Source organism: Armatimonadota bacterium (assembly GCA_016789105.1).
Classification (GTDB): domain Bacteria; phylum Armatimonadota; class Fimbriimonadia; order Fimbriimonadales; family Fimbriimonadaceae; genus UphvI-Ar2.
Map to the genome: position 1 here is coordinate 85,521 of JAEURN010000002.1, position 25,503 is coordinate 111,023.

At 59.3% G+C, this 25,503-nt stretch carries 24 protein-coding genes and 1 tRNA gene; 14 read left to right on the plus strand and 11 right to left on the minus strand.

Translation table 11 applies throughout. The annotated features are described in order from the left end of the window. Positions 1-64: 64 nt before the first annotated feature. The 4 genes from kdpC to JNM28_01260 are packed head-to-tail and all read right to left on the minus strand — an operon-like array spanning position 65 to position 4,497. Positions 65-640: a potassium-transporting ATPase subunit KdpC gene (kdpC, locus tag JNM28_01245; protein MBL8067051.1), complete on the minus strand. Its 576-nt coding sequence runs from the start codon at positions 638-640 to the stop codon at positions 65-67. Continuing rightward, positions 637-2,700 (minus strand): potassium-transporting ATPase subunit KdpB, encoded by a 2,064-nt coding sequence (gene kdpB / locus JNM28_01250; GenBank protein ID MBL8067052.1) that lies wholly within the window; start codon positions 2,698-2,700, stop codon positions 637-639. The genes kdpC and kdpB overlap by 4 nt, the downstream gene beginning before the upstream one ends. Further along, positions 2,700-4,382, minus strand: coding sequence for a potassium-transporting ATPase subunit KdpA (kdpA, locus tag JNM28_01255; protein ID MBL8067053.1), 1,683 nt, complete (start codon positions 4,380-4,382; stop codon positions 2,700-2,702). The genes kdpB and kdpA overlap by 1 nt, the downstream gene beginning before the upstream one ends. A 1-nt stretch (position 4,383) precedes the next feature. Further along, positions 4,384-4,497: a potassium-transporting ATPase subunit F gene (locus JNM28_01260; protein MBL8067054.1), complete on the minus strand. Its 114-nt coding sequence runs from the start codon at positions 4,495-4,497 to the stop codon at positions 4,384-4,386. Between the two features lie 456 nt (positions 4,498-4,953). Here JNM28_01260 and JNM28_01265 point away from each other — a divergent pair, with 456 nt between their 5' ends. Further along, a complete protein-coding gene (locus JNM28_01265) occupies positions 4,954-5,586 on the plus strand; it encodes a PEP-CTERM sorting domain-containing protein (GenBank protein ID MBL8067055.1) in 633 nt (210 codons plus the stop codon). A gap of 32 nt (positions 5,587-5,618) precedes the next feature. Here JNM28_01265 and JNM28_01270 read toward each other — a convergent pair whose 3' ends face one another. The 3 genes from JNM28_01270 to JNM28_01280 form a co-directional block, all read right to left on the minus strand. Then, the gene (locus tag JNM28_01270; protein ID MBL8067056.1) at positions 5,619-9,146 is read right to left on the minus strand and encodes a DNA polymerase III subunit alpha; all 3,528 of its coding nucleotides are present in this window, start codon (positions 9,144-9,146) and stop codon (positions 5,619-5,621) included. Beyond that, a complete protein-coding gene (locus JNM28_01275) occupies positions 9,127-10,329 on the minus strand; it encodes a hypothetical protein (GenBank protein MBL8067057.1) in 1,203 nt (400 codons plus the stop codon). Before JNM28_01275 ends, JNM28_01270 begins: the two co-directional genes overlap by 20 nt. A gap of 73 nt (positions 10,330-10,402) precedes the next feature. After that, entirely contained in the window at positions 10,403-11,110 is a 708-nt protein-coding gene (locus JNM28_01280; GenBank protein ID MBL8067058.1) for a M15 family metallopeptidase, read from the minus strand. Positions 11,111-11,158: 48 nt separating this feature from the next. Between JNM28_01280 and JNM28_01285 the strand changes: the two genes are divergently transcribed. Then, positions 11,159-11,767, plus strand: a complete 609-nt coding sequence (locus JNM28_01285; protein ID MBL8067059.1) for a CHAP domain-containing protein — start codon at positions 11,159-11,161, stop codon at positions 11,765-11,767. An 11-nt stretch (positions 11,768-11,778) separates the two neighbouring features. Here the strand turns inward: JNM28_01285 and can are convergent, their stop codons facing one another. After that, positions 11,779-12,426: a carbonate dehydratase gene (gene can, locus JNM28_01290; GenBank protein MBL8067060.1), complete on the minus strand. Its 648-nt coding sequence runs from the start codon at positions 12,424-12,426 to the stop codon at positions 11,779-11,781. 57 nt (positions 12,427-12,483) lie between these two features. Between can and JNM28_01295 the strand changes: the two genes are divergently transcribed. From JNM28_01295 to JNM28_01310, 4 genes are all read left to right on the plus strand, one after another. Further along, on the plus strand, positions 12,484-13,164 hold the full coding sequence (locus JNM28_01295; protein ID MBL8067061.1) for a hypothetical protein: 681 nt from the start codon (positions 12,484-12,486) through the stop codon (positions 13,162-13,164). Then, positions 13,151-13,510 (plus strand): P-II family nitrogen regulator, encoded by a 360-nt coding sequence (locus tag JNM28_01300; GenBank protein ID MBL8067062.1) that lies wholly within the window; start codon positions 13,151-13,153, stop codon positions 13,508-13,510. The genes JNM28_01295 and JNM28_01300 overlap by 14 nt, the downstream gene beginning before the upstream one ends. Positions 13,511-13,565: 55 nt before the next feature. Beyond that, a complete protein-coding gene (locus JNM28_01305; protein MBL8067063.1) occupies positions 13,566-15,257 on the plus strand; it encodes a hypothetical protein in 1,692 nt (563 codons plus the stop codon). Positions 15,258-15,335: 78 nt separating this feature from the next. Next, positions 15,336-15,412 (plus strand) — tRNA-Pro (locus tag JNM28_01310). A 7-nt stretch (positions 15,413-15,419) separates the two neighbouring features. On the opposite strand, the gene JNM28_01315 is transcribed toward JNM28_01310, so the two are convergent. After that, the gene (locus tag JNM28_01315; protein MBL8067064.1) at positions 15,420-16,691 is read right to left on the minus strand and encodes a hypothetical protein; all 1,272 of its coding nucleotides are present in this window, start codon (positions 16,689-16,691) and stop codon (positions 15,420-15,422) included. A gap of 115 nt (positions 16,692-16,806) precedes the next feature. On the opposite strand from JNM28_01315, the gene JNM28_01320 reads away from it, so the two are divergent. From JNM28_01320 to JNM28_01330, 3 genes are read left to right on the plus strand one after another with little or no spacing between them, the layout of a single operon-like run. Beyond that, a complete protein-coding gene (locus JNM28_01320) occupies positions 16,807-17,700 on the plus strand; it encodes a decaprenyl-phosphate phosphoribosyltransferase (GenBank protein ID MBL8067065.1) in 894 nt (297 codons plus the stop codon). An 18-nt stretch (positions 17,701-17,718) separates the two neighbouring features. Next, complete coding sequence (locus JNM28_01325; protein ID MBL8067066.1) at positions 17,719-18,441, plus strand: SDR family NAD(P)-dependent oxidoreductase; 723 nt, start codon at positions 17,719-17,721, stop codon at positions 18,439-18,441. A 5-nt stretch (positions 18,442-18,446) separates the two neighbouring features. Continuing rightward, on the plus strand, positions 18,447-19,862 hold the full coding sequence (locus JNM28_01330; protein MBL8067067.1) for an FAD-binding oxidoreductase: 1,416 nt from the start codon (positions 18,447-18,449) through the stop codon (positions 19,860-19,862). Between the two features lie 15 nt (positions 19,863-19,877). Here the strand turns inward: JNM28_01330 and pyk are convergent, their stop codons facing one another. Then, positions 19,878-21,263: a pyruvate kinase gene (pyk, locus tag JNM28_01335; GenBank protein MBL8067068.1), complete on the minus strand. Its 1,386-nt coding sequence runs from the start codon at positions 21,261-21,263 to the stop codon at positions 19,878-19,880. 50 nt (positions 21,264-21,313) lie between these two features. Further along, positions 21,314-21,844: a hypothetical protein gene (locus JNM28_01340; protein MBL8067069.1), complete on the minus strand. Its 531-nt coding sequence runs from the start codon at positions 21,842-21,844 to the stop codon at positions 21,314-21,316. A gap of 145 nt (positions 21,845-21,989) precedes the next feature. Here JNM28_01340 and JNM28_01345 point away from each other — a divergent pair, with 145 nt between their 5' ends. The 5 genes from JNM28_01345 to JNM28_01365 all read left to right on the plus strand — a co-directional run bounded on the left by JNM28_01345 (position 21,990) and on the right by JNM28_01365 (position 25,495). After that, positions 21,990-22,499: a YbjN domain-containing protein gene (locus JNM28_01345; GenBank protein ID MBL8067070.1), complete on the plus strand. Its 510-nt coding sequence runs from the start codon at positions 21,990-21,992 to the stop codon at positions 22,497-22,499. Between the two features lie 119 nt (positions 22,500-22,618). Then, complete coding sequence (locus JNM28_01350) at positions 22,619-22,930, plus strand: hypothetical protein (GenBank protein MBL8067071.1); 312 nt, start codon at positions 22,619-22,621, stop codon at positions 22,928-22,930. Positions 22,931-22,951: 21 nt separating this feature from the next. Beyond that, a complete protein-coding gene (locus JNM28_01355) occupies positions 22,952-24,049 on the plus strand; it encodes a phosphopentomutase (GenBank protein ID MBL8067072.1) in 1,098 nt (365 codons plus the stop codon). Positions 24,050-24,399: 350 nt separating this feature from the next. Then, entirely contained in the window at positions 24,400-25,089 is a 690-nt protein-coding gene (locus tag JNM28_01360; protein ID MBL8067073.1) for a type II secretion system protein, read from the plus strand. A gap of 145 nt (positions 25,090-25,234) precedes the next feature. Beyond that, the gene (locus JNM28_01365; GenBank protein MBL8067074.1) at positions 25,235-25,495 is read left to right on the plus strand and encodes a septum formation initiator family protein; all 261 of its coding nucleotides are present in this window, start codon (positions 25,235-25,237) and stop codon (positions 25,493-25,495) included. Positions 25,496-25,503 lie beyond the last annotated feature (8 nt).

The following is a 25,503-nucleotide window of genomic DNA, read 5'->3' on the forward strand; positions in this document are numbered from 1 at the left end:
CGTTTCTCGCTCGGAACGCTTGCCAACAATGCATCAGGGTCGGGGCGGCGGGGTTCCATCAAGATTAGCGGGCTTTGGCCCGGTCAAGGTCGAGATTTAGTTCCTGAACATTCACCACCCGCTCCCCGAAAACTCCAAAATCCGAGCCGTGCGTGTTTTTGCTAACCAATGTCCGAACGTCGGTCTCCTTCATTCCCCGCGACCTCGCAATTCGGGGAATTTGGTATTCCGCCGCCGCAACCGAAACGTGCGGATCAAGACCGCTTCCGCTCGCCGTCACCAAATCAGTCGGAATCGGCTGGTCGTTCCCCGAGTCAGCCGCCCGCAACGCATCCACCCGCCCCTGAATCGCCTTCATCAAATCAGGATTTGTCGGCCCTAAATTGCTCCCCGATGACGCCGTCCCATTGTAGGGATCCGGCGAGGTTGCCGAGGGACGCCCCCAGAAGTATTTCGGATCATCGAATTGCCGACCGATCAATGACGATCCGACGACTCGGCCATCCTGGCGGATCAACGACCCGTTCGCTTGCTGCGGGAACATCGCTTGGGCAACGCCGGTTATCACAAGCGGATAGACAACACCCGTCAAAACCGTCAGAACAACGAACACCCGGATTGCAACGATCACTTCTTTCATTTGAAAAACCCTCCGATCAACAGGTCGATGACTTTGATGCCGATAAACGGCACAACCAACCCGCCTAAGCCGTAAATGAGCAAATTGCTCTTCAACACTTGGTCTGCCCCCATTGGTCGATACCGAACGCCCTTCAACGCCAGCGGAATCAAGAACACAATGACAAGGGCATTAAAGATAACCGCGCTCATAATCGCGCTTTCCGGTGTCTTCAGCCCCATAACGTTGAGAACGCCGAGTTCCGGATAGGTCGCCGCAAATGCCGCCGGGATGATCGCAAAGTACTTGGCAATATCGTTGGCAATACTGAAGGTCGTGAGCGACCCCCTTGTCATCAACAACTGCTTACCCGTCTCGACAATCTCGATCAACTTAGTCGGGTTACTGTCCAAATCGACCATATTCCCCGCTTCCTTCGCCGCTTGCGTTCCCGAATTCATCGCAACCGCGACGTCGGCTTGAGCGAGGGCTGGCGCATCATTCGTTCCATCGCCCGTCATCGCCACCAAACGACCGCCTTGCTGATATTCGCGAATCAACTTCAACTTCGCCTCCGGCGTCGCTTCTGCCAGAAAGTCGTCCACACCCGACTCTGCCGCAATCGCCGCCGCCGTCTTTGGGTTGTCGCCGGTGACCATCACCGTCTTGATCCCCATTTGCCGAAGCTCAGCAAACCGCTCCTTGATCCCTCCTTTTACGATGTCTTTCAAGTAAATCGTCCCCAGCACCCGGCCCTCTTCGGCGACCACCAGGGGCGTACCGCCTGCCCGCGCAATGTCATCGACGTCGTTTTCAACTTCTTGCGGAAATCGTGACCCCGCTTCCTCAACCCACTTTCGGATCGCATCTTGCGCGCCTTTCCGTAACTTTCCGCCTTCAAAATCCACACCCGACATCCGGGTCTGGGCCATGAACGGCACAAACGTTTCGCCGCCCACCTCACGTCCCCGCAACCCAAACTGCTCTTTGGCGAGGATCACGATGCTTCGTCCCTCAGGTGTTTCGTCGGCGAGGCTCGAAAGTTGTGCCGCCGCCCCCAAGTCGCTAGCCGAAACTCCCGGCGCAGGGCGAAACTCCACCGCTTGACGGTTGCCGAGTGTGATCGTTCCTGTCTTATCGAGCAACAAGACATCGACGTCGCCCGCTGCTTCGACCGCCCGGCCACTCGTCGCGATCACATTCTTACGCATCAACCGGTCCATGCCCGCAATCCCAATCGCACTCAGCAAACCGCCGATCGTCGTGGGAATTAAGCAAACCAAAAGCGAAACGACCACCGGGATGCTGATGACCGAACCCTTGCCCGACGATTCGACCGCATACTGTGAAAACGGCACAATCGTCAAACAAGCGAGCAAAAAGATAATCGTCAGCGCCGCCAACAAAATGCTAAGCGCGATTTCGTTCGGGGTCTTCTGTCGTTTCGCCCCTTCCACCATCGCGATCATCCTATCCAAAAACCCTTCGCCCGGATCGGCGGACACCTGCACCACGATCCAGTCGCTCAGCACTTTCGTTCCACCGGTGACCGAACTCCGGTCGCCCCCCGCTTCCCGGATCACCGGCGCAGATTCACCCGTAATCGCACTCTCGTCAACCGTCGCAACCCCCTCCACAATCTCGCCATCGGCGGGAACAAATTCCCCGGCCCGAATGAATACGAAATCGCCCTTTCGTAAAGTATTCGCCGAAACCATCTCCGACGAGCTCACTTCCAAGATCTCCAGACCCTTACCCGAATGGGAACGGTAGTCGATCTTCCTTGCCGGAACATCCTGCTTGGACGACCTGAGTGCGGCTGCCTGTGCCTTGCCCCGACCCTCCGCCATCGCCTCGGCAAAATTGGCGAACAGCACCGTGAACCAAAGCCACAGCGTAATCCCCAGCACAAACGGCGAAAAAGCCATCGCACAAATCAATGTCGTGGCGACAGACCCGACAAAGACCACGAACATCACCGGGTTCTTCAACTGAAGACGAGGATCGAGTTTGACGAACGATTGTCCGACTGCCTTCTTCATCAACCGGGAATCAAAGAGTTTTTGAGTTGCATCTGCCATCACCGCGCTCCGTGCATTTGAATCTGTTCGACCACCGGCCCCAATGCCAAAGCCGGTATGAAAGTGAGTGCGCCGACGATCAGAACCGTCCCGCACAAGAGGCAAACAAAAAGCGATGTATGGGTCGGCAACGTCCCCGGCCCTGAAGGCGTGACCCGCTTCTTAGCAAGCGATCCTGCGAGTGCCAAAACCGGAACGATCAACCAAAACCGGCTGATCCACATAATCGCACCGCCGACATAGTTATGGAACGGCAAATTTGCCCCGAACCCTGCAAACGCCGACCCATTGTTGTTCCCCATGCTGGAATAGGCATACAGAAGTTCGCTAAACCCATGCGCCCCCGGATTCGCCATTCCCGTCTGACCGGCACCGTTCATCAATGCCGCTGCCGTTCCGATCAAAACAACTGCGCATGGGATCAGAATCACTAACGACGCCATCTTCATCTCGTACGGGCTGATCTTCTTTCCCAAGTATTCCGGTGTCCGACCAACCATCAACCCGGCGATAAACACGGCGATGATCGCAAACACCAGCATCCCGTACAACCCAGAACCAACGCCCCCAAAAACCACTTCACCCAACTGGATCAAGAGCATCGGCAACATCCCGCCGACCGGCGTATACGAATCGTGCATCGAATTCACCGACCCATTGCTTGCCGCCGTAGTCGCCACCGCCCACAGCGCGGAATTCTCAATCCCAAACCGGGCTTCTTTCCCTTCCCAATTCGCCGTACTCGCCAAACCGAGATCCTTAAATGCCGGATTGCCATGTTGCTCGGCAAGCACCGTCGGAACCAAGAACATCAACAAAAGCGCCGACATAGCGGCGAGCACCGCCCACCCCTGACGCCGATCTTTGACCATCTCCCCAAATGTGATGCAAAGTGCCGCCGGAATGAGCAAAATCGCCAAGCACTCAAGAAAGTTGGAGAGCCCTGTCGGATTTTCAAACGGATGCGCCGAATTCACATTGAAAAACCCGCCCCCATTCGTTCCCAGCTGCTTAATCGCAATCTGCGATGCCGCCGGGCCAAGGGCTATCACCTGGCCCGCAACCGTTTTCACCGCCGGATCGAACGTTTGCACAACCCCTTGACCAACTAATGCCATCGCCAACACGACCGACAGGGGCAACAACACATAAACCGTCGCCCGGGTCATATCCACCCAGAAATTCCCGATGGTCGCAGCCTCTTTTGCTCGCAACCCCCGGATCAACGCCACCAGAACCGCCATCCCCGTCGCCGCACTCAAAAAGTTCTGAACCCCCAACCCCAACATCTGGGTGAAGTAACTCATCGTCGATTCGCCCCCATAACCCTGCCAGTTCGTGTTGGTCGCAAAGCTCATCGCCGTATTGAACGCCGAATCCGCCGATACCGACCTCATCGCATCCGGATTGACCGGTAGCACGGCTTGCAACCGTTGCAATCCAAAGACAGCCACTGCCCCAAGCAGATTGAACGCAATGACCGACCACGCATACCGCTTCCACCCCTGCTCCTCGGTCGCATCCACCCCGCCAACCCGAAGAACGAGTCGCTCCAACCATCCAAAGACTTTAGAAAGCAAATGCCGCTCCCCATCGAACACCTTCGCCATAAACCGGCCCAAAGGAAAGGACAACCCGATCAAGACCGCCAAATAAACCGCGATCTGAATCCAACCGGACATCCTAAAACTTCTCCGGCTTTAACAACGCGAACCCCAAGTACCCCAAAATCAGGGCCCCGACAATACCGAGAATGTCCACCTCGGTCACTCCTTCACCTCTGCCAGTCGGTCGCACAACGCCACGAACCCAAGCGTCGCCAAAGCCAACGCTACGATCAACGCCATAGCCAAAATGTCCATGACACCATCGTGTAACCCCACCCCATCAAGCCCGTGTCAAGCCCGTCCCGCCGGTATCAATTTGATATCAAGAAAACACTTTGAAGGCGGGATCGTACAACAACCCGTACAACAACCGCGACGGAATTCAGCGGACGCAGTTGACAAAATGGTGAGACCGAATCCACGATTTTGAACCTAAAACAGTACTAAACACCACACCAACGGACAGTTTCAGGAGTAACTGTTTATCAGCGGGTCGTAGGTTCGAATCCTACAGCGGCAGCCAGACAATATTCCCAATTTCCTCTGTTCACGCGTTTTCTTGTCCTTCCGGGCGCAATTTCTGCTATAATCTGGGCATCCGAAAATTCTGCTGGCGTTGGCTAGCGGTTCGGAGAGGAGTCAAAACATGTACAAAGCACTCGCCATCCTTGTCGCGTCCGCCTGCGTGGCCGCCGCTCAAGCCGTCAACCTCGATATCCATGGCATGGTCCCGGGGTTCTATCAAACCGTCACCATCAACCATGGCTCTGGGAACGTCAACGTCTATTCCGGCGCCCAAAGCGTCAGCATCGATGGCGCCCCCGATGTCCCACTCTATTGCGTGGACTTGGATCACAACAACCAAAACGGCTTCAGCTATGGCGCAACGGTCAACCCGGTCGGGGTTTTGGCCAATGCTGCCCAAATCGCGAACCTGTTCTCCAATTCCTATGCCGACGTGACCGACGCCGACACCGCCGCTGCCTTCCAATTGGTGCTGTGGGATGTCGTTGTCGATGGCGGCGATGGAATGGCCGCCGGGACATTCACAGCCAGCGGCCTTTCGGGCGGGGTGGCCAGCAAAGTGTCTCTCTATGCCGCAACACTCAACACGGGCGGCCCAGACAGTTATAACCTCACCGTTTACGTCCCGACGTCCCATGGTGCCAACGGCAACAACTACCAAGCCCTCATCGGGGCCGAAGGCGTGCCGGAACCGGCAACGTTCCTCGTGCTGGGTGCGGCCGCAATCCTGGCCCGCAAGCGCAAAAAGGCCTGACCGGGCCCAATACCGGGTGGGGTCGCGCAAAGCTACCCCACCAAAAAATCCGCCGTTTTAAGCGTTCCCCGCCGCGTCACGCTCTCCGCCAAGATCAGCGGATGATAGGGGATGACCGCCGAAGCCAAGAATGCCGGATAGTCGTTCCGCCGTTGGATCACCCCCCGCACCGTCGCGTATTGCGATAGCACGATCGCATGGCCGTACCGCTGGTAAACGTCGTCGAAGCAAGTCACGTTCATCAACCCGGATTCATCTTCCAGGTCAAAGAACACCACACGCTTGCCGGTCGGTGTCGGCGGGAACCGCAAACGGATCGGGTTGCCAACAATGAACCCCTTGGCCCCGTGGGGCAGCCCCCGCGCCTCGGCTGCCGTGATGCCCCCGTGCGCCCGAATCCGTTCCCGTTCGTAAGCCAACAAATGCTGGTCGATGTCCAGCCCGAGCACGCCGCGTTCGGCAAGCCGCTTCTCGGAAAAGTTGAAATCCACCACATCCAAAGGCATCGGCGGTTCTGGGTGCTCCAGCGGCAACCGATCCGGGGAAGGGGCAACGGAACGGGCATATTGGAACGCCGACCCCATTGCCCACAGCATGGCCCGGCGGTTCCCGTGCAAGCCGTCCAGCGCACCGCAAAGGATCAGGTTTTCCAATTCGTTGCTGTCAGGGCGGATCCGCACCACAAAATCAAAAAAAGACCGGAAGGGCCGTTCCGCCGCCACAATCCGATCCCTAACCGACCGGGAAAGCCCGTGCACAAACCCCAAGTCGAGCCGGATGCCCCCCTTTGGGATCGTCATCGTGGGGTCTTCGCTCCGGACATCCTCCACTTGAACCCGGTGGCCGCTCACATCCACATCCACGGGCAAAACCTTCAAACCCCGGATGCGCGCCTCGTTCACAAGGGTTGATGGACCATAGTAACCAGCCGGCTGGGCATCTAGCAACGCGGCGAAATAATCCGCCGGAAAGTTCTGCTGGCAATAAACCGACCGCGCAGAAATCTCCGCAAACGCCAGCGCATGGCCTTGGGCAAACCCATAGCCTTTGAAACTCACGATCAAATCGATGACCTCTTGGGCCACTTGCGCCGGGTAGCCCCGCGCCACCGTGCTTTCAAACAACCCCTGCCGAATCTTAAGCCCAAAATCGTGGTGCCGCTTTTCGTGGATCCCTTCCCGGATCTCCTCCGCCTCCCCCCCGCTGAGCCCGCAAAAACGCTCAAGTAACTGGTCCACCTGTTCCTGGAACACGACAATCCCATAGGTGTGGCCCAAAATCTCTTCCAGGTCGGGGTGGCTAAACGAATATGGCTCGCCATGCCGCCGGGCAATCAATGTGTTCAATTTGACCGCCCCCCCCACTCCGGGCCGGATCCCGGCTTGCACGAGGCTTGCATCTTCAAGGTTCCCCGTCTTGATCCGGGCGTGGGCCTGCGTCATGGCCGGAGATGCCGACTGGGGGATGCCAACCGTCTGGCTGGATCGCATCGCCCGGTAGATCGCGGGGTCGTCCGTCGAAAGCTTGTCGACCATGAAACCCGCATCCTCCCGAACCAGCCGGTGCTGAACCCCCGAAAGGACATCCTGCCCTCGCAAACACAGGATGTCGAACTTCACAAAACACCGTTTGGCGCTCCGCTTGTCCCATTGGATGATCTGGATGAACCCCGATTCGTCCTCTCCCGACCCGGACCACATTAAGGGAACGGTATCGGTCAGCGGGGTCTCGCTGATCACCACCCCCGACGAATGGGCCCGGATGTTTGTGGGAACATCCCGCAGCAACTCCGCCAGCTTGAACACCCACTGGAACCGTTCCCGGCTAATGTTCGATTCCCGCAGCTCCGGCCGTTTCTGGATCGCATCATACAGGGTCTCCGGCGTCACCCCACCATGGATCTTTTTGGCCACATATCCGATCGTGGATTCCGGGATCGACAAAGCCTTGCCTACGGCCCGCAAAATCCCCCGCGACCGGTAAGAACCCATGGCCGCCACCGTCGCCACATGACCCTGCCCGTACTTGTTTGTGAGATAACTCCGGACGTCCTCACGGCGCGACGCCTCGAAATCGATGTCGATATCCGGCTGCTTGGTGCCATCGGCCGGCAAAAAACGGTCGAAGTGCAAACAATGCTCAAACGCATCGATGCGGCTGAACCCCAAACAGTATGAAACCGCCGCATCCACCACCGATCCCCTCCCGCTGAACTGGATCCCCTCCCGCCGGGCCCAATTACACATGTCCCACGCCACCAGAAAATGGTTCGCATACCCCAGCCGGATGATCCGCTCCAACTCCCATGCAACCCGCTTCCTCAACGCGGGAGAAACGTGGCGGTGCCATTCGTGCAACCCAGATTCCACCGCTTGGTGGAGGGCTCGGTCTGGATCCGGCGCTGCCAAAGGCAAGCGGGTCGGCCCCGGCAAAACATCCGGTTCGCACATCTCGGCAACCTGTAACGTCCCCGCCAAAAGGTCCGGGGCGTCGGCAAACAACTCTGCCATCTCCTGCGATGTCCGGAAGAACCCTTCCGCATTCATCGAACGCAAAGGCGCACTGCAAACATCCGGCTGGCTGGGGTGCCGCCGCGGTTTGCGGCCCAAAACCTCCTCTACGCGAGCCAAGGTCTCGGCGCAAACCGCAACATCCTGCGCCGGAAAATGCGACCGCCTGCGATGCGTCACCGCCCCCCCGGCAACCAACGCCAACCCATAGCGCGTGCCCAATTCCCGCAGGCGACGCTCGACCTCAATCCCCCAGGGCAGGTACGACCGCTCAACTTCCAAAAAGATGCGGCCTGAACCAAAGAAATCGACCAAACGGTTGATCAAACGGTCAGCGCCGGCAAAATCCTTGCGCGCCAACAAACGGTCAAGGGGGCCAACATTCCCCCCGGTCAAACACAGAAGGCCGTCCCGGTGCCGCGCCAAACGGTCCCATGTGCATAGCGGGTGCCGGCGGGGCTCGGCCAGGTGGCATTCCGTCACCAAACGGCTCAACGAAACATAGCCCGCCGCATTCTGGGCGATCAAGACCAGTTCTCCACCCTCCGGCATTTCCAACGACGCGCCGATCAAGGGCTTCACACCTTGTTTGCCGCACTCTTTCGCCAGTTCAACTGCCCCCGAAAGCGAGAACCGGTCGACCAGGGCCACCGCCGGCAAACCGGCGGCCGCCGCCAATCGCGGGACCTCGTTGGCCAGCAGAATGCTCCGGCCGTAGCTGTAGCCCGAAAGGATGTGCAAAGGCACATAGGCCGGGCCACGCGTCAAACGCGGGCGGACGACCGAAGTCTCTTTAACCGACCCGCAGGCCTTCCCAACCGTTTCGTCCCGACGTTTCCGCGGCCGGATCGAAGCATCCTCATAGGCGTGCTGGGGCTCGCGTCGGCCGTTGATCTGGGTGGGATCGGCCAAGGCCGGGAGCTGCCGCTCCGATTCCCGCCGGATCCCCTTGCCATCCACCCAACGCACCGTCTCCACCGGGGGCTCGCCCTCCCACCATTTTCCCGCCAAACGCCAGCGGGCCAAAACCTCAACGCCATCCCGTTGCACGCTTCCACTCCTTCAGCACTTGCTGGTTGAAATCAAGCACAACTGAACTAGCCGGGATAACCGCCCTCGTCCCATGGGCAAGGTTCACCCGCTCTAATGCCTCCGATAGATGCCGCTTGGCATGGCTGTCCCCCATCCCAAGCGCCAATGGCATCTGGCGGCGTTGCGCCGACCGGAGATCCGATAGTGAAAGGTGCAAGAATTCCACCGGCTCGCAAATTGCGGCCTCGCCAAACATGTGCCCCGCCACAACCGCCAGCTGCGAGGCCGATGCGAGCGGCTTGGCCAGGTTCCGTTGGATCCGGGATGCCCGCCCGCCCTCGAATCCGACCGCTAACAGGACCGACTTCGCCTCCTGGTCCGCGCGGTTAAGCCGCTCGACAAGCCTCCCGCACAGGCTACGGAGGGCTTCATCAACCTCAAGCCGCCCAACCACGCCTCCCAGATGCCGGCACTCAGCTAACGTTCCCGGAGGGTAGTTCGGCTGGATCGGGTCGGCAAGCCGGCCCATCGCCGCCAAGTGGATCAAAACCCCCCGGCGGGGGAATTGTCGCTCCAACACGGAAGGGTCAACCAACTGGACCTGGGAAATTCGGTCGAACCCGAGGTCGCGCAACCGCTTGCGATCCTTGGAATCCACGGGCAACAAGTTCCCGACCGGCTGGGGCGCAAGCCATGCCGCCGGATCCTCAACCGGTTCAAAGGCGGGTATCCCCAATCTCAGCGCAGAGGGGTTGCAGGGGCGGGCCGAAGCCCGGGCCAACCATGCCGATGGCGCGAGCCCAGCCAGCAAAGGCAGGCCCGTGCCCCGGTAGACGTCACCCAACAGCAACGAGGCGATCCCCACCGGATCTGGGTGCCCCGCCAAATCCGCCAACGCCTCCCCTGCCCGACCGGCCTGAACAAGGTTGCTGTAAACCAAAAACGGCTCTAGCCACCCATCCCGCGCCGGCTCGAACTTTTCCGGGACATATTCCACGCAAAGTGCGTCCCCCCGCAAAATCGTCTTGGCTTCCTTCAGAGGCATCCCCAAAGTAGCTTTGCGGGCCAAGGCAGCCGCATTCAAATCGATCACCGCGCCACCCGAATGGATCAGGCACGGCCGGTCATCCCCCAAACCCGATTGTCGGAGGGCTTCCTGGGCGCAGAGCCCGATGGTGCGAGCAAAGAGAATATACTGCACGTATGTCTACATATACCACGGATCGCCCCGCCATCCACAACCCCCAAACCGTTAGAACTTCTTAATCGCCCAATCACTTCTTTTCAAAGTGCTGGTAATCCTTGGCCCCTTTCCAATCCCCGCCCCATGTCCAGCCATGACGCTTGAAAATTAACACCGGCGCCGAGCCGGGATCCAAAACCCCCTTCCCGCCAGGGATGTAGGGCCGGGGAGTCTTGCCATCTGCCGCAACAAACGGGTTTTGGTAAGGGTTCAAATCGATCGCCCGGCCAAACGCGTGCTTGGAGAGCACGCCCTTCGATGTCCCTGGTCCGATCGTGAACCGATAGTTGAACCCCGAGCTGTTCTGGTCGTCGATCGAGGCTTGGTCATCCCAACCGTAAGCTGAAACCGGGATCACTTTCACGATGGGGAACCCCGAGGCCCGGATCTCCCGGAAGATCTCCACAACTTCTTCCGCCAAATCCCTGTCCACAACAATCTGCCCCTGGTGGTCTTTGCCGTCAAATCCCAAATAGCCGACCTTGACCACTTCCATCTTGGCTAAGACCGCTGCCGGGAAATCTTTCCCCCCAAGCGCCTCGGCGCGGGTCATGTCCGAATCCACCACAGCCCCCTCGAATCCCGGGATCCGCTCATCGGGCGATTGCCGACCCTCCTGGGGGACGGCCGGGGGAAACCCGTTTGCCCGCGGCCGATCCGGCGGGACAGGCTTCTGGCGCGGAGGGTTGCACCCGGCCAAAAAGAGAAGCCCCAACACCAGGATTCCGCCCCATCTCACGACCCCATTATCCTTACAAATCTCAGCGCGACGTCAAAATATCAGGAAATGCCCGCGATCCCGCGATCCCGCAGCCGGAGGAGGAAATGGATAGCCGCATCGGCTTGGGCCGTTGCCGGGCTCGCCGCATTGGTTGCCGCCTCGGTTGCCGGGCCGTTCATCGAAGCAAGCCGGTATTCGCTCAAAGGCAAAACCGTCCCCGCCGATGCCCTGGCAGGGCAACCCGGACTCGTCTATGCCCTCAAAAGGTACGAAATCGGCGGTTCCCATTACAAATGGGGGCAAAACGATTGCAGCACGTTCGTCACCGACTACCTACGAGCCCTCGCCCGGCCTGCCTACCCCCGGCTCACCACCAGAGACCTCTATGAGCCCGCCGCTATGCAGTGGAACGGATTCATCCAAACCAACCTGGCCGCACTCAAGCCCGGAGATATCATCGTTTTCCGCTACACAGGGCGGTACCACACCCTGCAAGGGCACACCGGAATCGTCGTCCGGCATGGCAACGCCCTTTATGTCGTCCACAACTCCCTGAGCCATGGAGGGATCCAGTTCGAGGAGTTGGGATCCTTTGTCGAACGGGCGAACCGGATCGCCGACAAAACCCCGAGCGGGAAAATGGTCCGCTTTTTCACATCCAAGGGCGCGACCTGACCCAGCCCCGGCTATCGCTCGACCATTTCGTAAAAATCGCGGCCAAACAAGGTTGTGGATTCTTTGCGGTTCTCGCAAGTCACATTTAAATCTCGCAAAAGCCCATCCTGAAGCGAGTAAATGAGCCCGTGGACGCTGAGGGGCCGCAAACCGTTCCAGGCGTTTTGCACGATAGACGTCCGGGTCACGTTCATCACCTGCTCCATCACATTCAATTCGCAAAGCCGGTCAAACCGTTCATGGCCGCCCAATTTTGAAAGCCGCTGGCCATATTTGGAGTGGATGTCTTCCACATGTTGCAGCCAACTCACCACCGCCCCTTGGCCAGAAGGCTCCAGCGCCGCCCTAATCCCGCCGCAACCATAGTGGCCGCAAACGATGACATGCTGCACATGCAAAACCTCGATGGCATATTGCAACACCGAAAGGCAATTCAAATCCGTGTGCACCACCACGTTCGCGATGTTGCGGTGGACAAACACCTCGCCCGGCGGCAAACCCATCACCTGGTTGGCCGGCACGCGGCTGTCGCTGCACCCGATCCACAAGTATTTCGGGTTCTGTTGTTTGGCCAAACGGTCAAAGAACGCCGGATCTTCCTGGCTCACCCGGGCCGCCCACTCCCGGTTCTGCTTGAAAATCTGCTCAAGGTTCCTCATCTGACGCCGTGATCCTACCCTTCGCGAATCGGTCGGAACCGTTGTAGAATGAGTTCGGTGCAACTTCCGGCCAATCCATTCCCCGAACCTCACACCGTCCCCGGCTGCGTCGACAGCCGGACTTACGGGGAAAAAATCCGGTTCATCAAAGCCGCCCTTGTGGGCCACCTGCTCACCGTTCTCGCAGTGGCGTTTTGCGCAGTCCAGATCCACCTCCCCCTCACCGACTCGGAGTTGCTTGTTTGGCTGGGAGTCATTTTTGCGGCCATGACTGGGGTCAGGCTGGGGATGAAGACCGGTGTGCACGAAAGTTGGTTCAGCTTTGCGTTGCTCATGGCCGCCGTGCCCCTGCTTGGGCAGTTGGGGAGAGACATCCACGCGGCCGGCTATCCGGTCATCATCTTGCTGGGTTCCGCCGCTTTCGCTGGGGTCTACACCTTGCTGGCCGGCCGGGACTTCTCGTTTCCCGGGATGGTGGCCTGCGGGTCCGTGGCCCTCATCCCCGCGCTCGCCATCCTCACCCGGACAGATGTCCTTGACCCCGGGTCGGCCCCCTTTGCTTGGATCCTGGGAACCGCCTACCTCGGCTATGTCGCCTACGACCTCGCCATGATCCTCAAACGGCGGAAGGTGGACGAGATCCCCTCGGCCATCGCCGACTTCTACCGCGATTCGCTCAACTTCCTCACCTATCCATTCCGGGTGGCGCGGCATTGGCAAACCTATGAATTCCACTGACCATCCCTTCGTCCGCGTCTTTGCCATGGTGAGGCCACACCGCCTGCAAGAAGTCAAATCCGCCCTTGCCCTCCTCCCCATCTCCGGCCTGACCGTCGCCGATGCCCGAGGCACCGGGAACAATCCCGAACGCCCCGTATCGTTCTTGGGGCGCGAACTGGTCGTCCCCCTTCCCTTGCGCATGGCCGTTGAAGTCGCCGTGCCTGCCGCACTGGCCGAAGACGTGGTCGCGGCCATCCGGCAAGCCGCCTTCACGGGGGAATCCGGCGACGGCAAGATCTTTGTCGAGCCAGTCCTTTCCGCATATCGGATTAGGACCGGGGAAGCCGGGTCCGACGCCATCTAGTTACCATCGCCAGGAATAGGCGTCATAATCATTCGCGAGGCCCTAAACCAACCCCATGTTTGCCAAAAGACTCCTCGGAACCGCCCTCTTGATCGGGGTCGCCAGCCTTTCCATGGCCGCGATCTCGATGACCGCCAACGTCCAAAACGGCCAGACCATCGGCGGCACGTTCACGTTCGATGTCAAAGTGACCTCCGACGCCCTCGTGACCAGTGTCGAATTCTATGTCGGCGACGACCTCCGGTCGACCGACCAAAGCACGCCTTACCAATATGTCCTCGATACGCTCAACGAATCCGAAGGCAATTTCACCATCACGATCCAGGCGTACAACACCAACCAAGAATCCGTCAAAAAGACCTTCACGCTCAAAATCGACAACGGGCTCGACAAAGGCGTCGGTTACCACGTAGACCGGGCAAACCAACTCACCCGCGATGGCAAATACCGCGAAGCCATTGATGAAGCGAGGATCGCCCTCAAAATCGACAAAAACAGCAACGCGGCGAGGATGGCCATGGCCCGCGCCAACTACGCCACCGGCACATTCGATTTGGCGCAGAAATACGCCGAAGACACCCTGGCTTCCGACCCGAATAACCAAGAGGCAAAATCCCTCTTGTCGGCCATCAACCTCCGGCGCGTCTTCGCCCTCAACACCACCAACCCCACCGAACGGAACGAAGCAGTCGCCAAATCCTTAAAATTCGCGGCTGCCAACTCGGCCGCCGTGCTCAACGACATCGCCGACAAAGCCGGCATGAAAGCCGATTCCGATGCCATCGATGCCAACCTCGCCGCATTCCGATATGTGCCCATTGCCGCACTCCTCCGGCCCGATTGGGAAAAGAACCTCGACAACCCAGGCGTCATCAACCGGTTCCTCTATGCGCTCATCATGGGCGGACGCACCGAAGAAGCCAACAAAGTCTGGGCCAAGTTTGAAAAATACGGCAGCCCAGATGGGTACAGCTATGCCTTGAGAGCCGTGCTCAGCCAAATCACCGGCGACACGACCGGCGCCGAAGGGGCCGAAAAAGAGGTCATCCTCGACAACCCCAACGCCGACATCACCAAATACACGCAGCTCTACCTGGCCCTCAGCCGAGGACGCTACAGCAGCATGCCTGCATTCCTCGACGACCTGGAAAAATCCAACCCCAACTCGGTCGGGTTCAACTACTACACGTCGGTCACGGCTTTCCTTGCCAACGACTACAGCCGGGCGACCTCGTCGTTCCAAGATGCCCTGCTGGCCGACCCGGCATCCGTTTCGGTCTTGGTCGAGCGGGGCCACCAGGTCGTCCAGGGGATTTTCGCGCAAAAACTCACCGGCAGCGATGCCAAAAATGAGGCCAACCTCGCCCTCGCCTACTTCGAAGCGGCCCTCACGGCCAACCCGTCGTCCATCCAGGCCCTTTGCGGGGTCACCCTTGTGCAAACCCTGATCGGGGACACCGCCAAGGCCCTCAGCTTCGGCCGGGCCGCCGTTGCCGCCGGGCCGGAATGCGGGGCAACCCACCTCCTCCTTGCCGGGGCCTTGCGGCTTGCCCAAGTCGAGGCGCTCAAAGACCCCTCAATGCGGGCCCAGGCAACCGCCTACCGCGATGAAACCGCCCAAGTCCTCCTCAATGCGGGGAAATACGATTCGCGGCTCAAAGGAACCTTTGCCCCGGGGCCCGAGCAGGCTTGGATCTACCTTTACCAACAGGGACGGCTCCCCTACCTGCCGTTGCCGCCGAAGTAAGCGGGAATCCTGCCCTCCCGACCCCATCCTAGCAGGGTCGGGAGGGTCTGCCCAATTGCCGGGCTATAATCAGGTTGTCGGGGCGTGGCTCAGCTTGGTAGAGCGCTTCTCTGGGGGGGAAGAGGTCGAGAGTTCGAATCTCTCCGCTCCGACCATTTTCCGCTAATTTGTTTCTGCTTCGGCTAAGTTGTCCGATCCCGATCCGAGCTGCTCGGAAATCAGGGGCTCCCACTGCCGCCTAAACCCGAACAAGGCCGCAACCGTCAACCCGCACAGAATGATCCGAGGCCACCATTCTTGGATCGAAAGGCTCACCCCACCCGCAAGCGCGAACCCATAGTGCCACCAAAGCAATTTCAGAGGCTGGCTGCGGGCAAGGGTGCGGTGGGCCCACCAAGCGAGGCCGACCGTCGGCAGGGGCCAGGCGTAGCAAAGCAAACGGCCGACCCCCGCCCCCAGGCTCGGCGCCGCCAACAGCGACGCCAAACCGTACCAAAAGGCAATCGCGACCGCGGGCGGCGCCTCCGCAACCTCTTGGCGGATTGACCGCCGGCGGAGCCACAACATGGAAATCGCCAAGCCGAATAGCGATGTCATCAGCCCCGCCAAAATCACCGGATGGCCGAACTCCCAATTGTAAACCCCGATCTCCGTGATCGCCCCAACTTTCACCGGCGAAGCCCATTTGAGCCAAGGTTCGCCCCCAAAAGTGTCGGCCAGAACATTCGACCACAATGAAAACCCGAACACATTCCGGGAGATGTTCGCCGGGATCTTGAGGAGCATGTACACCGGCCAAGAGAGCTGGTGCGCCGAGGCCCCGCCTCCAACAAACCGGACGGCGGCAAACAGGCCCGCCGCCGCCGCTGGCAAAGACCCGATTGCCGCCCACTTGTTAGAGCGGTAAAGGACCGGCAAAGCGACAAGCCCAAACAAAAGCGCGCTCTCACGCTGCAGGCCCATCAAAGCGCAAAGCAAGAGGAATCCCAGCGTCTGCCGAACCTGCAGGCACACCAGCGCCCAAACAATCAGCGCCGAGGAAAGCATCTCCGGCATGAATGGTTCCGTCACCCCCGCGACAAACGGGGCCAAAAATGCCGAAAACCAAAACCACTCTGGTGCAATTTCCAAAAGCTGGAAAAGCTTGGCCAAACCAAACAAAAAAACCATTCCAACCGCGATTTGAATCAGCCATGCCGCCACATCGACCGGCAAGATCACAGAAACCTGCTGGATCAACCAAGGGGTCACGATCCGGGTTCGGAAAGGTGCCGGGACGCCGTCGTAGCGGCCCGACGCCATCGCCCGGTAAAACAACGAGTCCGTGTCATAGCCGGTCGCAATCCCGACGGCAGATAAAACCGCTAAGAAAAAAAGCGCGAGCTGGAACCGTTTTTCGGATAGCAGAAAGTAACCGCCCAATGTTTTGCCCACCGCCCTGTGACCGTGACGAGTATACAGCCCCTCTCCCCCCATCGGATTCTGTGCCAATAGCCCGTAATTCCAATATGCTGGTACAGTTCCTGCCGGGTTGGATGTTGAACCCGCAATGATGGAGATCGCGAAGCTCTTGAGGCCCAAGCAATGGGCAAAGAACCTGCTCGTGTTCGCGGCAATTATCTTCACGGGCCGGGTCGGAGAATTAGAGGCCGTCACCCACTCGTTGCTCGCGTTCGTCGCGATGTCCCTTGTTAGTTCGGCCACCTACATCGCCAACGATATCGTCGATGCCCCCAAGGACCGATTGCATCCCAAAAAGAAAGACCGGCCCGTGGCATCGGGAAAGGTTCCCTCGGCGGTGGCGACCGCCTTGGCTGCCATCCTGCTCCTGGCCAGCGTCGGCACGGCCTGGTTCATTGGCTCCCGGGGGTGCCTGGCCCTCATCGGCATCTACGTGGCCATCCAAATCGCCTATAACCTCAAACTCAAGCACATCCCCATCACCGACGTCTTTGCCCTCTCGTCCGGGTTTGTTCTTCGGGCCGCCCTGGGGGCCGAAGCCATCGACGTAAAAATGTCCGGCTGGATGTTCATCGTCACCGGTGTTCTCGCGCTCACGTTGGGGTTTGCAAAGCGCCGGAACGAATTCATCCTAATGGGCGAAGACCGGTCGGCCAGCCGCGCCGTTCTCAACGAATACAGCCGGCAAACCCTGGATATGCTCGTCCTGCTTTTCAGCGGCATGTCGTGTATGGCCTACTGCATCTATTCGATGGAATCGACGACCGGACGGGCCCATCCGGCCCTCGTCCTAACTACGCCCATGGTCATCTATGCGGTCGCCCGGTACATCCAACGCGTCTTTAAAGATGACGAAGGCGGCGAGCCCGCCGACCTGCTATTCAAAGACCCGCACATCCTCATCGCTGTCGTCCTTTTTGTCGCCGCCGCCGTTTTTGCCATGACAACCGGCACCCACGTCCCCATCATCGAGAACCGCTGACCCATGCCCACACCTGTGATCGGAATCAAAGCCATCGTCGTCGGTGCTTCATCGGGCATCGGGGAGGAAATCGCCCGCCAAATCGCCGAAGGCGGTGGGTTCGTCGCTACAGTTGCCCGCCGCACGGACCGGATGCAACCGCTTGCCGACAGGTTCCCCGAGCGGGTCTTTCCGTTTGGCCATGACGTCCGGGACATCGACGAAGTCCCGGAGTTGTTCCAAAAATGCACCGACGCCCTGGGGGGGCTCGACCTCATCGTCTACTGCGCTGGGGTCATGCCGCCCGTGGGGCCCCACGAATACAACACGGAAAAAGACTTGTCCATGATCGCCATTAACAATGTCGGGGCTGTGGCGTGGCTCAATGCCGCCGCCACCCGCATGGAAGCCGCCGGGCACGGCAGCATCATCGGCATCGGCAGCGTCGCCGGGGATCGCGGCCGTTTCGGTCAGCCGGTTTACAACGCCTCCAAGGCGTTCCTCCACACTTACTTGGAGGCCCTCCGGAACCGCCTGGCCAAAAAGGGCGTTAAAGTGGTCACCATCAAACCTGGGCCAACGGCAACGGAAATGACGGCCGACCTCAACCTCAAAGGGGCGATGCCGGCCCCCGTCGCCGCCGCCAAGATCATTGCCCTCAAAGACCGGACCGGGGAGCACTACCTCAAGTTTGCCCATCGCATCGTTTTCGCCGTCATCAAAGCCATCCCTTCGCCGATCTTCCGACGGCTCAAAGTGTGAAACTCATGCCCCTCCCGCTCGACCGGATTGCCCACGTGACCGGCTTTGGCATGGTCGCCGGGGCCGACGGCTACCGCTACCGACCGACGCGGGCAGACGAGTTCTCCCAGATTCTGGACATGGCCCGGGATTCGGGTCGGCAGGTCACCCTCCGGGGCGCGGGACGCAGCTATGGGGATGCCAGCATCGGATCCGAAGCTATCCTCGTCGATATCTCCCGGTTTAACCAGATCCTCGATTTCGACCCGGAAAGCGGGGTGGTCGATTGTCAGGCCGGAGTCACCCTGGAGCAGCTTTGGCGGCACACCCTGGAGTCGGGATATTGGCCGCCCGTCGTCAGCGGGACGATGTTTCCCACCCTGGGCGGGGCGCTTGGCATGAACCTTCACGGCAAGAACGCCTTTAACGCCGGGCCGATTGGGAACCACGTCATAGATATCGAAGTCCTTTTCCCAAACGGGCAGCGCCGCATCCTCACGCCTCAAGACCGCCTGTTCTACCAAGTTATCAGCACGGCCGGGCTGTTGGGGGTCATCCTCAGGGTCAAGTTGAAGATGAAACGGGTCCATTCCGGGGATCTCCGGGTCTTGCCCCTCTCCATCCCCAACTGGGATGGACAGTTCCGTACCTTTGAAGACCTCCGCGGGAAAGCCGATTACATGGTGAGCTGGATCGACTGTTTTGCCCGAGGGAAAGAGGCCGGCCGGGGAGACTTCCACGCGGCCTTCTATACCGAAGAAGACGGAGACATCCGGGTTTCGCTCCGCCCTGAACACCAGGATCTGCCCGACACCCTCCTTGGATTCTTCCCTAAATCCGTAGTCTGGAGGTTCCTCAAACTCCTCAACAACCGCACCGGCATGCGGTTCACCAACTGGGCCAAGCACACCAGCGGCAAAATCTTGGGCAATGGCAAGCCCCACCCACTCAGTTTGGTGGGGTTCAGTTTTCTGCTCGATTACGTGCCCGGATGGCGAAACTCCTACCTCCCCGGAGGATTCATCCAGTACCAGTCGTTTGTGCCCGCCGAGCACGCTCCCCGTGTTTTTGCCCGCCAGGTCGAACTCCAACAGGCCGCCGGGCTCGAATCATTCCTCGGCGTTATGAAACGGCACGTCCCCGATAAATTCTTGTTCAGCCACGGTGTCGATGGATACTCGCTCGCTTTGGACTTCAAGATCACCCGATCCAACAAAGAGGCAGTCTGGCGGCTCTCCCACCAAATGGATGAGCTGGTGCTCGGGGCGGGCGGGCGGTTCTACCTTGCCAAGGATTCCACCCTCACCCCGGAACACTTTGCCGCTTCGATTGGGGATCAGACGATGGGCGAATACTTCTCGCTCAAAGCCCAACTGGATCCGGATTCCATCCTGTCCTCCAACTTGGCCCGACGGCTCGGACTCGATCCACGGGCCCTCTAAAGTCCGGCAAGAGCGCTAGACGGTGCAAACCTGGATCAGATTTGTATTGCCAGGCTGCCCAACGGGGACTCCAGCCGTCACCACAACCGTGTCGCCGATGCCGATCAACTTCCGCCGCAAAAAGGCGTTCACGGTCGCGCGGATCGCGTCGTCGGTGTTCAGCGGGGGGTCGACCAACAAGGCATGGACACCTCGGACCACGCTCAGTTGCCGCTGAACCCGGTCCGACCAGCAGGCCACCAAAATCGGTTGTTGGGGCCGGTATTTACTCACCATGGTCGGGGTCATGCCGCTGGCGCTCGTCGTCAAAATAGCCTTCGCCTTCAATCCTCTCGAAATCTTCACCGCCGACTCGGCGACGACATCCGTCGAGTGGCCGGTCTTGTTCTCGTCCCCAAAATTCGGATGGACATTTCCTTCGGTGGCGGCCGCGATGTTGGCCATGGTGCGCACCGCTTCCAACGGGTACATCCCGCTGGCCGTTTCCCCACTTAACATCACGGCATCGGTTCCGTCTAGGATCGCATTCGCCACGTCGCTGGCTTCGGCACGGGTTGGGCGGCTCGTCGTGACCATGCTTTCCAACATCTGGGTGGCGGTGATGACCGGCTTGGCAAACAGGTTGCAGCGGGCAATGATCTTCTTCTGCGCTGCCGGCACGTCCTCGATCTCCATCTGCAAGCCCAGATCCCCCCTGGCCACCATCACAACATCGCTCTGCCGGATGACGTCGTCGATGTCTTTTAGCGCCTCTTTGGTCTCGACTTTTGCCACGAGTTTCACCGTGGGGTCGATCCGGTCGACGATTTGGCGGAGTTCCCGCATGTCGGCGGCCGACCGCACGTAGCTCAGCGCCAGGTAATCGCACCCAGAGGCAACCGCTTCTTGGATATCGCCCAAATCTTTTGCCGTCAGGGCCGGGATGTTGAACGAACGGCCGACGATCGTCACGCCTTGTTTGGTCTTGACCGTGCCCCCCGCCAACACCTTAGCCACAAAATGGTCTCCTGATCCCGATGTCAGCTTCAGCTCGCATTGGCCGTCGCCCAGCAAGATGCGGTCGCCTTTGCGCATGCTTTCGACCAACTCCCGCGAACCGACCGGCAGTTCGACCCCTTCGGCCATGCCGATCGAAGTCGTCGCACCGGTTTGGAAGGTGATCTCGCCGCCCGGCAACACTCCGAGGCGCGTTTTAGGCCCTTGCAGGTCGGCCATGATCCCTACCGGGGCCAATTCGGGCGACTCGGCCCGGATCCACTCGATCATCTGACGCTTGGAATCCCAGTCCCCATGGCTGCAATTCAGCCGCGCCAAGTTCATCCCCTCTTTGATCAGCCCGGCAATCATCTTTTGGGAATCAACCGCCGGACCCAGTGTGCACACGATTTTTGTTTGCCGCATAGCCCCCTCCAGTTATCGGGACGAGGGGTGCCGGGCAAAAGGCGTTTGGGTCAACCGGTCTTCAACAGCCGGTTCCAATACATCACGGTGACCCGAGCAACCTGCGCAAACCGGAAATCGGCCAAAAACCCTTGCCCCCGCTTGTGGCTGTGCGTCACAAATCCCTCGACCTCGATCACACGCCCGTCATCCTCAAAGGTCAAAGTCGATCTGCCCTCGGTCGGCAATTCAGCGGGGCTAACCAAGGCCATCGATTCCCCAGACCCCCCGATGATTTGCACTTCACGTTTGCGGAAATTGTTGCGGAATGTCGCCGCCACCGGATCCATGAGTAAAGACATCGCCGTGTCCGTCTCAACGGTCAACATGCGGCCCTTCGCGCGGATCGTCATCATCCCTTTGGCGTCTGCCTGCAAAACATCGCCCGAAAACAAAATATGCCCTTTGCCCGCCAAGCACTCCACCAAAACCGTGCCGACAAGTAAGGAATCGTCACGGCGCTCCAAGGTGCAGAAAATCTCGTCGCCCTCCGTTCCGGCAATTCGGACGGGCACCGTTTCTCCACTATTGAGTGCCGTCAAACGGGCACGGGTTCCTCGCAGAACTGTCACAAATCCTTAACCCTGTGGGGATATTTTGCGCCGCGGAGCGCAATTTCCACAACATTGTCGCAAATTGCCGGACTATTTCCTTCCATAAAGCGTCCCCCCATAATAGATGTTGGCTATGAAACGTCCGATCCTTGCCCTGGCAATCCTCCTGGCAGCCCTTCCGGCTCCATCAAAAATCAGCCCCGATCAGACTGCATCGCCGATGCAGATGGTTTCAGCTGTCACTGATGACGAACTGAGGGCCATCGTCGCCACCACCAACTTGCCGGGGGAAAAAATCTCCGTCAAAGAAGAAAAAGACGCCGAAGGGCTCACCGCCTACTATGTCTATGAAGGGGAATCCATCCTCCTGGCCCTCTACCAATACACCGATAAGCCGGGCGGGCCAACCACCAGCCTGGGGCTCAGTGTCGGCAACCGGCTGGCCCGCGCTGCCGACATCCGCAAAATCAACGACTGGAACGCCAAAACCCGTTACGTCAAAGCCTATGTCGATAGCGAGGGCGACGCCATGCTCACTTCCGACCTCCTCCTCAGCCCGGGAGTGACCAAACTCACCATCCAAGAGTGGATCAAAATGTTCGCCCGCTTCTCCCACGAATTCACCGACTACCTCAAGCCGTAAGACCCAAACTTCGGCTCCAGGCCCCAGTTTCCGGAACCCTGCAAGCAAGCAGCCGGTATCCCCGCTTGTCTTTGGATTGAATTGCCTGGCGCATTGCCTATTGCCTCAAGGAGCAACCAATGGACAACCGGAACAAAAAAATTGTCGGCCTCACAACCTTGGCCGTTGCCGTGTCGCTGACCGCCATCGTCTACGCGCAGGCAACCGTCTTCAAAGCCGCGCCGGCAAACCCGCAACCTGCTGAGAAGGCCAACCCGGCCAGCCAACCTCCCGTCTCGCTAGCCGTCAATGGTGACGAGGTCTACCTTTACAAAGATCAGGAGCTCATCGTCTTGGACCGGGCAACCTTGCAAGTCAAGCAATCCCACAGTTTCCGCCCCCATGGACCCATGAACCCCGTGGTGGTTATGCCGCCAGAAGAATCCAACTGACGACCTGGTAGCCTTGGCCCAGTGTCAAGGCGCGCGATCGTTATCGTTCTGGACGGCTGCGGGGCCGGGGCCGCCCCCGACTGTGCCGAATTCGGCGACCCGCCGACCGTCTCCACCTTGAAGAACGTGTGGAACCTGGTCGGCGGGATTGAAGCCCCCAATCTGGCACAAACCGGGTTCTTGGCCGCCGCCGGAATCGGTAAGCAAACGGGAGCCGCCGGCCGGCTCCGACCCCTGAACCGGGGAAAAGACTCGGTCACCGGCCATTGGGAAATGATGGGGATCCCGGTTCCAACCCCTTTCCCGACATACCCGTCCGGATTCCCGGCGAACCTCATCTCTGCCTTCGAATCCGCCGTCGGACGGAAAATCCTTGGCAACCGTCCGGCCAGCGGCACCGCCATCGTCGACGAACTGGGTGAAGAGCATTACCGCACCGGCCGGCCCATCGTGTACACCTCGGCCGATTCCGTCTTCCAAATCGCCGCCCATGAATCCATCGTCCCGATCGGCACGCTTTACGAATGGTGCCAAATCGCCCGGGATCTCTGCGTCCCGCCCAACAATGTCCAAAGGGTCATCGCAAGGCCGTTCAATGGGGAGCCCGGCAGGTTCCAGCGCACCAACAACCGCAAGGATTTCCCCGTCATCCCCCCACCCAATCTTTTGGACCGGCTGGCCGACCGTTTTGGCCCGGCTTGCGGAATCGGCGTCGTGCCCGAACTGTTCAGCGGCCGCGGTTTCCGGCCGGGCCGCCGAACCCAATCCAACCCGGAACACTGGCTGGCCCTGCAACAGGCGTTGGATGCCGATTGCCAGTTCGTCTTTGCCAACTTCGAAGACACCGACATGCTCTTTGGCCACCGCAGCGACCCAGCGGGATTCGCCAATTGCCTGGAACAGTTCGACGGCTACCTGGGTGCCCTCCTCGCGCGGCTGAGCGCAGACGACCTGCTCATCCTGACCGCCGACCACGGCAACGACCCCACCGATGGTTCCACCGACCACACCCGCGAATATTCGCCGCTGGCGGTGGTCAACTCCCAATTCACCCAGTGGCTGGGAGACCAAGACGGTTTGGCCACGGTCGGACGGTTGGTCGAGGGTTGGTTGGAGTAAAGTTTTGAGATTGTTAAACTTGTGCTAAATGTCACGCACTCCCTTGACAACTCTCCGGGGGGGGGATACTCGCGTTCGGTGATGCCCCTGAAAACAAAAAAGACCTTCTTGCTAACGGGATTCTTCATTCTTGCCTTGACGGCCTGTGGTTCAAATTACTCTGGATATACCGATGTTGACTACTGCCGGTGGCAACAATTCTCCCCGTATGAAACATGTATGAGTGCTGTGCAAGACTGCCGCGATATCAACCCCAACGACGAAGCAACAATTGGGTGCATGGCTTCTCAAGGATATCCCGTTCCAGAAGAAGGCGAGGTGCCCGGATCAGGAAACTAGACCAAGTTCGCGTGGACTCTGCATTGCGACGGGCATTCACGCTCGTTGAAGTCCTTGTTGCCATTTCCATTGTTGCAATCCTCGTTGCGATCTTGATTGTGATCACCCGTTCCTCAAAGTCTGCGGCAGGTCTATCGGCTTGCCTTTCGGAAATCCACCAGCTGGGCTTAGCCGGCAGGCTCTACGTGGACGACTACGACCAAACATTTCCTCCCCACGTCGATCGCCCCATCCGTGATGGCGAGCCGACCAGTGACTGGCCGACGTGGCGGGACAAGGTGTCCCCCTATTTGGGATCGATGCTGAAGTGTCCCCAAGCGGCCGTTGCCGAAGATGTGCCCAAAAGCTATTTGTGGGGCTATGCCATCAACGATTTGGTCAATCGCACTCTCTTTGAATCATCTGCAAAAACCCTCGTGCCCAAGGCGGCATCAATCGTCGAGAATCCAAGCGACGTCGTCTTTTTTGCCGACTGCAACCTGTTCGATATCACACTGTCGTCAACGGATGAATCGCGGATGCACCTCGTTGCGCTTGTTGCCGTTGACCTGCTCAAAAAATACCGCCATCTCCCGCCTGCCTCCACCCGCCATAACGGTGGCGCTAACTATTCTTTGATGGTTGGGTCAGCAAAGATGATCCGCCCTGTGCAATTGAAAGGCAAGGACGGCCGATTTACCTTTTTCATTCCCCGGGGCTAAGATTCTGCCCGTTCCGCCCGGGGGCAGAGCCCTCCGCCTGCGGAGGGCGAGGGATTGGCCTTGGGCCCGGCGGAACGGGTTCCGCAAGGCCAACGCCCACAAAATGCAAGTATAATCACGAGATTCATCCGCCAAGGAAGGCTCAATGAACCGCATCGCTATCACCCTCTTCACTGTCGCCGCGGCGGTCGCCGTAGGCCTGTTTTTCAGCCGCAGTTCTTGGCAAACGGTCCAAACGCAGCGCAAAGAGTACAAAACCCAGGTCGCTGAATCCCGCAAAATCCAAGCTGACCGGGCGGAACTCCTCCAAAGGTCGGCCGAGCTCGAATCCCCCTTCGGCAAAGAGCAACGCGCTCGCGAACTCGGGTACCGCAAACCCTACGAAAAGCCGCTGAACTTGGACTAGGTAACCTC